Raw genomic sequence first — 13,572 nt, forward strand, 5'->3', positions numbered from 1 at the left:
AAACTACACAAGCCTGTGCAAAAGCTGTGGACAGACGGTGAACGCGCGAGATGCCCCGCCGGTTTCAATCGAGCGGAAGAGTGTCCACCGGCTGGCCTGCCGGGCTCGTCCACTGATAGCTCGAAACCCCGTCCTTCTTCAGCGACTTGACGAAATCCTGTGCAGCCGCGTCGCTTTCGAAGGGCCCGGTCAGAAGCCGGAAATTGCCGCGCCAAGGACTGAGGTAGGGCTTGCGCCCCTTCAAAACGGCGGCGTCCTTGACCAGCCGGCGCCATTCCTTGCCCATCTGGTCGCGGTTGCCGCCGGTCAGGACCTGCACCCAGATCCGGCTCGGGTGGCTCGGAGCCGCCTTGCCCTTGGCATCCTTCGCCGACTTGGCGTCCTTGTTCGACTTGGCATCCTTCGTCGACTTGGCGTCCCTGTCCGCCTTCGCGTCCTTGCCAGTAGTGCCTTTGGCACCCTTGGCAGACTTGTCGCCCTTGCCCGGCACGGTCTCATCGTCGGCTTGCGCGACGCGGACTTCCTTCTCGGTCGTGCGCGATACGGCGGTCGGCCCGTCGGGGCGCTCGCCCCGACCTCCGACGCGACCGGCCGTCCTGGCATCCTTGGCACCCAGCGGCGCGTCCGTGGTCGCCACTTTCTCCGTCTTTGCCGATGCGACGGCCTTGGCGTCGCTCGTCCGCGGGCGCGGGCGGATCGTCGACAGATCGACCGCCGCCACCGAGCTCTTCTGCTCGTCCTCAGGCGCCTTGAACCCGTCGAAGAGCGCGCGGAAATCAGCCGGGGGCGGCGGCGCCTCGACACTCGCCACACGCGTCGACGTTGTGGCGGCGCCTGTCGCCGGCGGCGGTGCCGGCGTCGGCTGCACCACGGGGCTCGCCACGAGCGACGGCCCCGCTGCCGCGACCGAGGACGCGGGCGCCGAAGCAGCCTGCGCCGTCGCGAACGTAGTCGAAGGCGAACTCGCCACGCCTGATGGTGATGGCACCTGGGCCGCAAGCACGGGCGTGCCGGGCGTTGCAGCCGTGGCGGCAGCGGGTGCAGGCACGCTCTGCCGCGGCATCGTGAAGGTCTGGACCGAGCTCGCTGGCGCGCTCGCAAGCGGTCCGGGCCCGGAAGCGGAAGCAGCCGTACCCGGCGCGCGCGTCACGGGAATGCTCGTGACCCGGGGCGGCAGCGGCGCACCGGGCGGCAGGTCGAGTCGCGACAGCGGGTAGTTGGCGCCGGCTGCCGAAGAACCCTTGGCGAGAGCAGTCCCCGCCCCACCGCTAGAGATTGCCGCCAGTCCTTGCGGCTGGGATGGCACGCCCGCCCCTGCCACGGATTGTATTGTCGCGGATTGCGTCGGCGCGGATTGAACCGGCGTGGGCTGGACGACAGGAACGGCAACCGACGACGCTGCAACGCTCGTCGCCGGCGCGCGCGAAGGCGTTGTCAGCAGCGAGCTGGAGGTTGCCGGTCGATTGGCGCTCGCCGCGGGCGTTGCCAATGCCAGTTGCTGGTCGCGTCCGGGCCTGCGCCGCTTCTCGCGACTAGCCACTTGCGTGCCCTTGCCACCGAGAGCCTCACCCGCAGGGATCAGGCTGCTGTCGACGCGCGGCGCGCGTGGATGGAGCGCGGCATACTGCACGACCTTGGGATCGTCGCGCCCGATGTCCGCCGCCCGTGGAAATCGACCGAGGTTGGCCGCAGCGGCCTGTTGCGCCGGCGTGAGACGCGGCATGAACCGAAGATAGGGCGCGATGCCCGAGGCAAGGTCCTGCGGCATCGACGAGTACGCGACCGAAACAGCCTCGTCCGGGTTGCCGCTGATCGCCATGATGAAGGTACGGGCGCGCCACGCCGCGCGATCCTGCCGCTGGATCAGCGGCGCCAGCACGGTTTCCGCTCCGCGCCGGTCACCCGCGATGGCCAGGCTCAGCGCATAGCGGCGGACCAACTCGTCGTTGCTGCCCCGCGCCATCGCCTGCTGATAAAGCCGCTGCGCCGCCGCGTTATCGCCAACCAGATCGTAGGCGAGCCCACGGTCCTGCGCGAACATCGACAGATCCGAGCCTGCCGCCTGCGCTTCATCGAAATAGCGGATCGCATCGAGCGGCTGGTCGGCCTTGAGCATGGCCGTGGCAATCTGCGCCTTGACCTGCCCGTTGCCAGGCGCAACCTCGTTGGCGCGCGAGAAGAACCCGACGGCCGCATCGGTATCGCCGAGCTGCAGCGCCGCTGTGCCCGCGTCTACAAGCGCCGTCAGGTTACGCGGATCGCGCGCCAGCCGAGTGAGCGCCGAATTCAGCGCCTGGGTCGGTGACAGGGTCCCTGGGCCCGTGGTCGACTGAACCACCGGCTGCGAAATCGTGGCGGTCTGGGCATCTGCGACCATCGGCACGGCCGACAGGGCGATCAGGCATACGCCATGGCGAAGCATGGCAAAGGGCGAGCTGGTTGTCCGGCGCATCATCGTGCCGACCCCATAGCGGCGCTGACCTTAAGCGGCGGCAACGAACCGACCGCTGTGCGGAAGCGGCGCCACTCGCAAGCAAGCGGCGCCATGTTCCGGTTTACTGGTTGTTCTGGCGACCCAGGAAGCGAGGGATGTTGAGCGAACCGCCATCATCCTGCGCCTCGTCTTCCGATGCGCGCGACGTCCCGCGCGAAAGGTTCGCCATGCGTTCGAACAGCGTGCTGCCCGCCGCCGGCCGTGCCGGCGCAGGCTGCGGAGCTGGAGCCGGAGCTGCGCGACCAAAGCGCGGCGGCGTGGGCTCTTCCTCCGCCGGACCCAGTTGCAATTCGTCCGCAACCGGCGCGGAAGGCGCGGGCTCGGCCTGTTCTTCGCTCAGATCGAGCGTCAGGTCGAGCGCACTTTCCTCGGGCTGTTCGAGCGAGGCAAAACCGGGCTGGACCGGCGCCGCAACTGGCGCCGGCGTCCAGGCGTCGGGCGCAGGCTCGGCCACCGAAGGCGGCTCGGCAGCGGCAACCGGGGCAGCCGGGGCTGCCGGCACGGCGGGGCCACGCGCGGGCGCGGCGCCCGGGAAAGCGGGACCACGCGATGCGCCGGGGATCGAGGCCGGGCGGGCGGCGATCTCGGCCTGCTCGGCGCTCTGCTCGATGCCGGTGGCAACGACCGAGACGCGGATCTTGCCATCGAGGTCGGGATTGAAGGCCGAACCCCAGATGATGTTCGCGTTGGGATCGACCAGTTCGCGAATGTGGTTCGCGGCTTCGTCGACTTCGAGCAGCTTCATGTCGTCGCCGCCGATGATCGAGATGATCACGCCCTTGGCGCCCTGCATCGACACGCCGTCGAGCAACGGATTGGCGATGGCGCGCTCGGCGGCTTCCAGCGCGCGGTTCGGGCCTTCGCCCTCGCCCGTGCCCATCATCGCCTTGCCCATCTCGCCCATGACCGAGCGCACGTCGGCAAAGTCGAGGTTGATCAGGCCCGGCATGACCATCAGGTCGGTGATCGAACGCACGCCCTGCTGCAGCACTTCGTCGGCCAGCTGGAACGCTTCCTTGAACGTGGTCTCCGCCTTGGCGACCAGGAACAGGTTCTGGTTCGGAATGACGATCAGCGTATCGACGTGCTTCTGCAGCTCCTCGATGCCGCTGTCGGCGCTGCGCATGCGGCGCGTGCCTTCGAACAGGAACGGCTTGGTCACCACGCCAACGGTCAATACGCCCTTGCGACGCGCTGCCTCGGCGATCACCGGCGCAGCGCCGGTGCCGGTGCCGCCGCCCATGCCGGCCGCGATGAACACCATGTGCACGCCTTCGAGCGCGCGCTCGATTTCCTCGATCGTCTCTTCGGCGGCGGCACGGCCGACTTCGGGACGGGCGCCCGCACCAAGGCCCTGCGTGATATCGGGGCCCAGCTGGATGCGGGTATCCGCGATCGAGTTGTTGAGCGCCTGCGCGTCAGTGTTGACGACGATGAAGTCCACGCCTTCGATACCGGCGTGGATCATGTTGGCGATGGCGTTGCCGCCTGCACCGCCCACGCCGATGACCGTGATGCGGGGCCGAAGTTCGTCGATCGCCGGCGGTCCGATGTTGATGCTCATGTCGGTCTCTCCCTCAGCGGGTCAGATTGGTGGCGCGACGCGTGAGACGCCGTGCGATGCGGCTTTGCACAATCCTTGGCACACAACGTTTCGTCGAATCAAAGTTAAACTCGGCTTTTCCACAGGATGGAGTGGCGAAATGCTCCGCTTTCCAGCCGATCCGGGCGCCTGCCCTGCTCAGAAGTATTCCCGCAGCGCGCGCCAGACCCGGTTGATCAGCTTCATCCCCTTGTAGCTGCTTTCCGCGGGGTTCCATTTCGGCCCCACCGCGCGGATATCGACCGGGTCTGCGGCGGCGTAGAGAACCAGCCCGACAAGCGTCGACGAACTCGGCGTCGCATGCCCCGGCGGCAGGCCGAGCATCGTCGGCGGGGAGCCGATGCGTACTGGCCGGCCCAGCGCGCCTTGCGCGAAATCGGCAAGGCCAGGAAGCTGCGCCCCCCCGCCGGTCAGCACCACCTGCTGGCCGCTCTGTCCCGTAAAGCCCATGGCCTTCAGCGCCTTGGCCACTTCTTCGGTAAACCGCCCGAGCTGCTGGGTGATGACCGAGATCAGTTCGGCACGCGGGATGCGGTTCTTGTCGTCGGCATGCCTTGCCACCGGCCCGCCTTCGGGATCGCCCGGAGCGTTTACCGGGATCATCTCGCGATGGTCGGCGGGGCTGGCGATGGCCGAACCCGACATGCACTTCAGCCGTTCGGCCTGATAACGGCGGATGCCGAAAGCCGAAGCGATGGCATCGGTAATGTCGCCCGATCCGAACGGGACCACCTGCATGCCAAGCAGCATGCCCGCTGCGTAAACCGAAACCGTGGTCACCTCCGCGCCGAACTCTACCAGCGCAACGCCCAGTTCGCGCTCCTCGGGCGTCAGGCAGGCATGGCCCGCCGCAACCGGCGATCCGACCACCGCCTCGACCTTCAGGTGCGCGTTTTCGACGGTTTCCTTGATGTTGCGGATGGGCGCGCCATCGGCCAGCATCACGTGGATGTCGACCGCCAGCCGTTCGGCGTGGAGCCCCTTGGGGTTTGGCACGCCGTGCGCACCGTCGAGCGTGTAGTGCGCAGGCTGCGCGTGCAGCACGGTGCGGCCATCGGGCTGGATCACCTCGCGTCCGGCGACCAGCAGGTGCTCGATGTCGTCCTGTTCGATCCGCCGCCCGCCGACTTCCACCTCGACCCGGGCTGTTGTGCTGACCAGCCCGGCGCCCGAACAGCCGATCCACACCGACTGCACGCTGGCATTGGCCATCTTCTCGGCCCGTTCGATGGCGTCGCGCACCGAATGGGTCGCGGCCTGCATGTCGGTGACATAGCCGCGCTTGATCCCTTGGCTGGCGCGATGGCCGGACCCGAGGACGACCATTTCGCCGGTTTCCGAAAGCCCGGCGATCATCGCCGACGTCCGGAACGAGCCAAGATTGACGGCGGCAAAGACCTTGGTGATGCGAGGCACGGCCATTGGTCAATCCTGCGCGGTCGCGGTGGGCTTGGGCAGCGCCGCCGCGCTCGATGCGGCGACCTGCCGCCCAGCCTTGGCGGCCGCCTTGGCCTGCGCCGCTGCCTTCTGCTGCGCTGCCAGTTCGTCGGCATGGCCTGGCACCCGCAGGTAGATGCGGTCGGGGGCCCGCATGTCGAAGCTTGCGACCCGGCCACCCAGCAGGCGATCGACGCCATCCATCCTTGCAAAGGTCACCAGGGCAGCCGCTGATTCATCCTCGCCTTCGGGAAGGGCAAGGATCTGTCCGGTCTTGAACGTCAGGTTCCAGCGCCGGTTGCCGATCCACTCGGCCTCTGCCACCTGTGGCTTCAACGCGGGCGCGGCTTCCAGCAGCTTGCCCAGATCGATGACATGGCCTTCGGCCCCTTCGCCCGAAAGCACAAACATGCCCTTGGCCTTGGTCGCGCTCACCGGCTCTAGCTCGTGCCCGGTCTCGTCGATCAGCACCAGCTTGCCGCCCTCGCGCATCACCGCGTGCGGGCTGCGCTCGACCACGTCGACCACCAGAGTGTCGGGAAGCTGGCGCGAAACGCGGGCGTCCTTCACCCAGGGAAGCTGCAGCAGGCCATCGCGCAAAGCCGCAAGGTCCAGCCTGCTCATCGCCTGATCGCGCTGGCCCAGCACGTGCTCGTAGATCGTCAGCTCGTTCATGCGATTGACGCCCCGCACTTCGACCCGCTTGACCTCGAAGCCGGAATTGGCGGCGACTTGCGCCAGCTTGTCTTCGGCCAGCGCAGGCACTCCGGCCACGCTGGCAAGCGTCCATACGAGCGCCGCGGCAATCGCCAGGAACCCGGTCAGCAGAATGCGGTGGAGCGTTTCGTCGCTGAACGGCAGCCAGCGGCGCGCTTGGTTGACGGCGCTGCCGGTCTGCTTCTTCGCGGTTGCCACTTTCGCGCGCGCGCCCTTGGCTGCGGTTGCCCGCCGAACACCTTTGCCTCCTCGCCGGATCGTCTGCGCCATGGCGACCTAGCCCTTCCCCCCGTCGGATGCCTTGCCCGCCGATGCGTTGGCCTTGCCGGCCAGCGCATCGGCGATGATCGCCTCAACCAGATCCTCGTAGCTCATGCCCAGCTTGCGCGCCTGTTCGGGCACAAGGCTCAGCGGCGTCATGCCCGGCTGGGTGTTGACCTCCAGCAGGAACAGCCCGTCGATCCCCTGCTCGTCATCCCAGCGAAAATCGCTGCGGCTGGTGCCCTTGCAGCCCAACAGGCGGTGGGCCCGCAGTGCAATATCCTTGCACGCTTCGGCCACATCGTCGGGGATTTCCGCCGGACAGATGTGGTCGGTCATGCCTTCGGTATACTTGGCATCGAAGTCGTAGAAACCCGACTTGGGCTTCAGTTCGGTCACCAGCAGGGCCTTGTCGGCAATGACGGCAGTGGTCAGTTCCTTGCCACGGATGAAGGGCTCGGCCAGCAGCTGGTCGAACTCCTGCCATGGACCGATGCTGTCGCGCGCGATGGGCGTGCCATAGTTGCCGTCGGCGGTCACGATCGCGACGCCGACCGAGGATCCCTCGTTCACGGGCTTGAGCACGTAAGGACGCGGCAGCGGATCGCGCTCGAACAGCTCTGCGGTCTGCACGATGCGCCCGCCCGGCATGGGAATGCCGTGGGGGACCAGCGCCTGCTTGGTCAGCTCCTTGTCGATGGCAATAACTGATGTGGCGAGGCCGGAATGCGTATAGGTCAGCCCCATCAGGTCCATCATGCCCTGCACGGTTCCGTCCTCGCCGGGCGTGCCGTGTAGCGCATTGAACACGACATCGGGCTTCGCCTCGGCCAGCCGCAGCGCCACTTCGCGATCCATGTCGATGCGCGTCACCGTATGGCCGCGCGCTTCCAGCGCCTTGGCGACGCCCTCGCCGCTCATGAGCGACACCGGCCGCTCGCTCGACCAGCCGCCCATCAGCACCGCGACGTGAATTTTGGGAAGGGTCACTGCTTGCCTACTCTCTGAATTTCCCACTGCAGTTCGACGCCCGACTGCTCCTTGACGCGGCGTCGCACTTCCTCGCCCAGCGCTTCGATCTCGGCGCTGGTCGCCGCGCCGGTGTTGATCAGGAAGTTCGTGTGCTTCTCGCTCACTTGCGCCCCGCCCAGCGTCAGCCCGCGGCATCCGGCCTTGTCGACCAGTTCCCACGCCTTCGCGCCATCCGGGTTCTTGAAGGTCGAACCGCCGGTCTTGCTGCGCAGCGGCTGGCTGGCTTCCCGCGCGGCGCTGATCCGGTCCATCTCCGCCTGAATCGCGCCTGGCTCGCCCGCTTCGCCCCGAAAGCGCGCGGCGACCACGATGGCGCCGTCGGTCAGTTCACTGTGGCGATAAGTGTAACCAAGCTTGGAAAGCGGCATGGTGACGAGTTCGCCAGAACGAATTACAACATCGCAATCGATCAGGATGTCCTTGACTTCCCTGCCATAAGCGCCGCCGTTCATGCGCACGAACCCGCCCACCGTGCCGGGGATGGAGCGGAGGAACTCAAGCCCCGCGATACCGCTGTCCCGCGCCGTGGAGGACACCAGGATCCCCGATGCCCCACCGCCGCAGTCCAAAGTCTGATCGTCGATACGCGTGACCTTGGAAAAGTTCTTCCCCAGCCGCACCACAACCCCGGGCACGCCACCATCGCGGACGATCAGGTTCGAACCGAGGCCCAGCGCCATGACCGGAACGTCGGGTGCAAGGCCTGCAAGGAAATCCTGCAGGTCCGCCACGTCCTTCGGCTCGAACAGCCATTGCGCCTTGCCGCCGGACTTGAACCACACCAGCGGCGCAAGTGGAGCGTCGGGGGTGAGCTTGCCGCGCACCGGCGGCAGGGCAAGCGCGGTCACACCGCCGCCCTTTCCTGCTCGATGGAACTGGCAAGGCCCGCGGCCCACTTGGTGATGTCGCCTGCGCCAAGGCACACGACCATGTCGCCAGGTTCAAGCGTGCTGGCGAGTTCCTTTGCCAGCGCGGCGGGTCCGTCGATCAGGTGGGCGCTGCGATGGCCCCGCGCCTTGATCCCTTCGACCATGGCGGCGCTGTCGACGCCCTCGATCGGCTGCTCGCCCGCCGGATAGACCGGCGCTGCATAGACCACGTCGGCGTCGTTGAACGCGCCCTGGAAGTCCTCCATGTGATCGCGCAGCCGGGTAAAGCGATGCGGCTGCACCACGGCGATCACGCGGCCGCGTACCCCTTCGCGCGCCGCAGCGAGCACCGCGCGGATCTCGACCGGATGGTGGCCGTAATCATCGATGATCGCGGCGCCCGAAACCTCACCCACCTTGGTGAAGCGGCGCTTGACCCCGCCGAACTTGGCAAAGCCGGTGCGGATCAGATCTTCGGACACGCCCATCTCGCGCGCCACGGCCACCGCCGCCAGCGCGTTCTGCACGTTGTGCCGACCGGGCATCGGCAATTCGATGTCCTCGATCCGCCGGAAGCTGCCATCGCGCTGGCGCAACACGGCGGTGAAGCGGTTGCCGCCCGGGATAGGCGTCACGGCTTCGCCGCGCACGTCGGCCTGCGCCGAAAAGCCGTACGTCACCACGCGGCGATCGCGCACCTTGGGGATGACCGCCTGGACTTCGGGGTGGTCGATGCACAGCATCGCCGCGCCATAGAACGGCACGTTCTCGATGAATTCGACGAAGGCATCCTTGACCCGCTCGAACGAGCCGTAGTGATCGAGATGCTCGGGATCGATGTTGGTGACGACCGCGATCGTGCCGTCAAGGCGCAGGAACGAGCCGTCGCTCTCGTCGGCTTCAACCACCATCCATTCGCTGTCGCCCAGCCGCGCGTTCGAGCCATAGGAGTTGATGATGCCGCCATTGATCACGGTCGGATCGATTCCGCCGGCATCGAGCAGGCAAGCGACCATCGAGGTCGTGGTGGTCTTGCCATGCGTTCCCGCCACGGCGACCGTGCTTTTGAGCCGCATCAGTTCGGCGAGCATTTCAGCACGGCGCACAACCGGCACGCGTGCTTCGAGCGCGGCGACGACTTCGGGGTTGTCGCGCCGGACCGCGGTCGAGGTGACGACGACCGACACGCCCTCGACGTTTTCGGCGCGCTGGCCGATCATCACCTTGATGCCCCGGCTGCGCAGCCCTTCGACAACATAGCTTTCTGCAAGGTCCGAGCCTTGCACGGCATAACCCATGTTGTGCATCACTTCGGCAATGCCCGACATGCCGATGCCGCCGATCCCGACGAAGTGGATCGTACCGATATCGATGCCGACGCCCTTCACCGGGCCGCTCCCTGCGCCCGTGACTGACGCGCCAGCGCCTCGTTCGCCTGCGCGAGCGCGCTCTGCGATTCGCCAACGCGGATCACGTCCATCAGGGGCGCACCGCCAAATCCTTCGACAAGGTCGGCAAGATCGCTGACGGCATTGGGCAGGCCGCAGTTCCAGGCGGCGTGCGCGGCATTGGCAAGGGTCTGGGGATGAAGCGCCATCGTCTGGATTTGCTTTGCGAGTTCCTTGGGGGTGAAGCCGTTCTGGCGGATGGCACGCGCCCCGCCCGCCCGCACCAGTTCGCGCGTGTTCGCGGCCTGGTGGTCGTCGGTGGCGATCGGCAAGGGAACGAGGATTGCAGGCCGACCGACCGCGGTCAGTTCCGCGATGGTCGATGCCCCGGCGCGCCCGATGAACAGGTGCGCGTCGGCAAGCCTGCTTGCCATGTCTTCGAAATAGGTACCGAGTTCGGCGGGAATCTGGTGGCCGGCATAGCGCGCGCGCACCGCTTCGAGATCTTCAGCCCGGCACTGCTGCGTCACCTGCAGGCGGTGGCGGAGAACGGCGGGCAGCATTGCCAACCCGTCAGGCACGACATCGGACAGGACCGATGCTCCCTGGCTTCCGCCGGTAACCAGCACGCGAAACAGCGTATCGTCGCCGAAGTCGGGGAACGGCTCGCTGCGCAAGGCCAGCACTTCGGGCCGCACGGGGTTGCCAACGCAGTGCACCTTGCCATCGAGCTTCGGGTCGAGCCGATCGACGTCGGCATAAGCCGTGGCGATGGCATCGACGCGCGGCGCAAGGTAGCGGTTGACCCGCCCCAGCACGGCGTTCTGTTCGTGGATCACCGTGGGGATCTTTGCCGCGCGCGCCGCCAGCAGCGCGGGGAGCGCGGGATAGCCGCCAAAGCCGACCACGCAAGATGGCTGGAAGCTGTCGAACAGCCGCAGCGCCATCGCGCGGCCACGCCAGATCGCGGCCAGCCCCTTGGCCAGCGCCACCGGATTCTTGCCCAGGCGCCCCGCCGGCAGCACGTGCGCGGGCATGAAGTCGGGCTTGCCGGGGATCTTCGCTCCGCGCTCGTCGGTGACCAGCGCGACGTGGTGGCCGCGCCGTTCAAGTTCCACTGCAAGCGCGAAGGCGGGCAACATGTGCCCGCCAGTACCGCCTGCTGCGAGGACGAAGTGCCGCGAGACACCCGGTGGCCTGGTACCGCTCATTTGCGGGGAAGCTCCCTGAAATCGAAGGATTCGCGGCTCAGATAGGGATTTCGCCGGGTAATGGCGAGCAGGAAGCCGACCCCCAGGAGCAGTGCGATGGTCGAAGAGCCGCCATAGCTGATGAGCGGCAGAGTCATCCCCTTCGACGGAAACAGCTGCAGGTTGACGAGGATGTTGATGAACGCCTGCCCCGCCAGCTGCGCAGTCAGGCCAGCGCCGGCAAGGATCGTGAACAGGTCGTCTTCGTCGACCAGGCGAAGCATCACGCGCACCACGATCGCGCAATAGAGCAGCACGATCGCGGCGCAGGCGATCAGGCCGAATTCTTCGCCGATGACCGAGAAGATGTAGTCGGTCTGGGCTTCGGGCAGCGCCATCTTGCGGCTGCCCAGCCACAGGCCCGTGCCGTTCCACCCACCGTTGAGCAGCGTGCGCATCGCAAGGTCGACCTGGTCGAACTCGCTGCCGCCCGAAATGAAGCTGTCGATGCGGTGCGTTGCGTTGGGGTAGAACAAATAGGCTAGGATCACGACGACGATGCCACCCGCCATGGACCACAGGATCCGATTGACCGGCAGGCCTGAAAGCAGCACCAGCACGAACCACACGCCGCCGAACAGCACCGTCGAGCCGAAATCGGGCTGCGCCATCAACAGCACGCCCGTCAGCCCCATCAGCCCCATGGTGATGGCAATCACCGGGATATTGGGATCGCGCAGCCGCCACGACAGGATCCAGGCGACAGCTATGGCGAAGCCGGGTTTGAGGAATTCCGACGGTTGCAGGCTGAACCCGATGTAGAGCCAGCGCTTGGCGCCTTTCACTTCGCTGCCGACCAGTGGCACGAGAACGAGCGCAACGATCATCGCACCCGCAATCAGGATCGCGAGCCGCCGCGCCGATTCCTTGGGCAGGAGCGAAGCAAGGAACATCGCCACCAGCCCCACCGCCAGCCAGCGCAAGTGCAGCCAGAAGAAATACAGATCGCCCAGCGTCTTCTGCGCGGTCGACAGCCGGTGCGCGCCTGCCGGCGACGCCGCGGCCACGGCGATCATGCCGACGACGACCAGCGCCATGATCAGGCCGAGCAGCACGCGATCGATCTCGCGCCACCAGATCACCAGTTCGCTGCGCCGGCTGCGGCGATAGCGGTTGCCCCGGCCGACGACGCGAACGCCGCCATCCTTGGTCGGCGTGGTAACGTGGCGGGTCGGCTCGGCCGTCGTGCTCACGCGCCGTCTCCTGTGGGACAGGGCGCATCGCGATCGGCGATCAGCGCCTCGACGATCTGGCGAAAGCTGTCGCCCCGCGCCTCGAAGTTGCGGAACTGGTCGAAGCTGGCACAAGCGGGCGACAGCATGATCACTTCCCCGGGCTTGGCCGCGTCCATGGCGTGGCGCACGGCATCGCACAGCATTTCGCTGCGCTGCACGGGCATGATTGGATCGAGGATCTCGGCAAAGCGCGGGCCGGCCTCGCCGATGGTGTAGGCCTGGACCACGTGCTCGAAATAGGGAGCGCACTCGTCCAGGTCGTCGCCCTTTGGCAAGCCGCCCAGGATCCAGTGAATTCGCGGGAAGGCGCCGAGCGCCGGCGCGGTCGATGCCGGGTTTGTCGCCTTGCTGTCGTTGATGAACAGCACGCCGCCCGCTTCAGCGACGCGCTCCATACGATGTGGCAGGCCGACGAAACTCTCGAGCCCCTTGCGCCAGACGTCCTCGCCGATGCCGAGCGCCGAGACGATGGCAATCGCGATGGCCGCATTTTGCAGGTTGTGCGGGCCCTGAAGCGATGGCCAGGCCGCCTGCCCCGCGATCGCATTGGGATCGACGATCTGGACCAGATCGCCTGGCCGGCTGCCCGACACTTCGCCCGCAATGCGCAGGGTGTGCGGATCGCCACGGCCGAACACGGCGTGCTGTTCGGCCCGCTGCAGCGCGAACAGCCGCGCCTTGGATGCTGCATAGGCATCGAAGCCGTCGTAGCGGTCTAGGTGGTCCGGGCTGAGGTTGATCAACGCAGCGACGTCGGCTTGCAGGCTGTAGGTCAGATCGATCTGGTAGCTCGAGAGTTCGAGTACATAGACCCCGCCTTCGGGCAGCGGGTCCTGACCCAGCACCGGCAGGCCGATATTCCCGCCCATCCGGGTGGGAATGCCCGCCGCCTTGATCAGGTGGTGGACCAGTGCGGTGGTGGTCGACTTGCCGTTCGTTCCGGTGATGCCGACGACGCGGTGTGTCGGCAGGCTGGGCCGCGCCAGCGCGAACAGCTCGATATCGCCGATCACCGGCACGCCGAAACTCGCGGCATGAGGTCCGATCGGATGACGGTTGAGCGGCACGCCTGGCGAGACGACCACGCCGGCAAACCCGGTCAGGTCCATGGCCAGCGGATCGGCCAGCGTCGCCCGCCCATCGCAGGCGGCGCGCGCTTCCTCGCGCGCGTCCCACGCAACGACGTCCGCCCCGCTCTCCAGCAGCGTCTCGACACTGGTCAGGCCCGATCGGGCAAGGCCGAGCACCGCGTAGCGCTTGCCGGAAAAGGCGGGCGAGACGATCAT

10 protein-coding genes are annotated in these 13,572 nt (G+C 67.1%); all 10 read right to left on the reverse strand.

Annotated features, from left to right (window positions below; all coding sequences use genetic code 11):
* Nucleotides 1-64 precede the first annotated feature (64 nt).
* Nucleotides 65-2,455 carry an SPOR domain-containing protein gene (locus AACH40_RS13780; protein ID WP_338642894.1) on the reverse strand — a complete coding sequence of 797 codons (2,391 nt, stop codon included), beginning with the start codon at nucleotides 2,453-2,455 and terminating at the stop codon, nucleotides 65-67.
* Nucleotides 2,456-2,555: 100 nt separating this feature from the next.
* The gene (ftsZ, locus tag AACH40_RS13785) at nucleotides 2,556-4,058 is read right to left on the reverse strand and encodes a cell division protein FtsZ (RefSeq protein WP_338642895.1); all 1,503 of its coding nucleotides are present in this window, start codon (nucleotides 4,056-4,058) and stop codon (nucleotides 2,556-2,558) included.
* A 177-nt stretch (nucleotides 4,059-4,235) separates the two neighbouring features.
* Nucleotides 4,236-5,519: a cell division protein FtsA gene (gene ftsA, locus AACH40_RS13790; RefSeq protein ID WP_169491749.1), complete on the reverse strand. Its 1,284-nt coding sequence runs from the start codon at nucleotides 5,517-5,519 to the stop codon at nucleotides 4,236-4,238.
* 3 nt (nucleotides 5,520-5,522) lie between these two features.
* On the reverse strand, nucleotides 5,523-6,521 hold the full coding sequence (locus AACH40_RS13795; RefSeq protein WP_169491748.1) for a cell division protein FtsQ/DivIB: 999 nt from the start codon (nucleotides 6,519-6,521) through the stop codon (nucleotides 5,523-5,525).
* Between the two features lie 6 nt (nucleotides 6,522-6,527).
* Nucleotides 6,528-7,502 (reverse strand): D-alanine--D-alanine ligase, encoded by a 975-nt coding sequence (locus AACH40_RS13800; protein ID WP_338642896.1) that lies wholly within the window; start codon nucleotides 7,500-7,502, stop codon nucleotides 6,528-6,530.
* Nucleotides 7,499-8,392: a UDP-N-acetylmuramate dehydrogenase gene (murB, locus tag AACH40_RS13805; protein WP_338642897.1), complete on the reverse strand. Its 894-nt coding sequence runs from the start codon at nucleotides 8,390-8,392 to the stop codon at nucleotides 7,499-7,501. The genes AACH40_RS13800 and murB overlap by 4 nt, the downstream gene beginning before the upstream one ends.
* Nucleotides 8,389-9,801 carry a UDP-N-acetylmuramate--L-alanine ligase gene (gene murC, locus AACH40_RS13810; RefSeq protein WP_338642898.1) on the reverse strand — a complete coding sequence of 471 codons (1,413 nt, stop codon included), beginning with the start codon at nucleotides 9,799-9,801 and terminating at the stop codon, nucleotides 8,389-8,391. Before murC ends, murB begins: the two co-directional genes overlap by 4 nt.
* A complete protein-coding gene (murG, locus tag AACH40_RS13815) occupies nucleotides 9,798-11,012 on the reverse strand; it encodes an undecaprenyldiphospho-muramoylpentapeptide beta-N-acetylglucosaminyltransferase (protein WP_338642899.1) in 1,215 nt (404 codons plus the stop codon). The genes murC and murG overlap by 4 nt, the downstream gene beginning before the upstream one ends.
* On the reverse strand, nucleotides 11,009-12,244 hold the full coding sequence (locus tag AACH40_RS13820) for a putative peptidoglycan glycosyltransferase FtsW (protein ID WP_338642900.1): 1,236 nt from the start codon (nucleotides 12,242-12,244) through the stop codon (nucleotides 11,009-11,011). Before AACH40_RS13820 ends, murG begins: the two co-directional genes overlap by 4 nt.
* Complete coding sequence (gene murD / locus AACH40_RS13825; protein ID WP_338642901.1) at nucleotides 12,241-13,572, reverse strand: UDP-N-acetylmuramoyl-L-alanine--D-glutamate ligase; 1,332 nt, start codon at nucleotides 13,570-13,572, stop codon at nucleotides 12,241-12,243. The genes AACH40_RS13820 and murD overlap by 4 nt, the downstream gene beginning before the upstream one ends.

This window comes from Novosphingobium olei (genome assembly GCF_037076535.1).
Classification (GTDB): domain Bacteria; phylum Pseudomonadota; class Alphaproteobacteria; order Sphingomonadales; family Sphingomonadaceae; genus Novosphingobium; species Novosphingobium olei.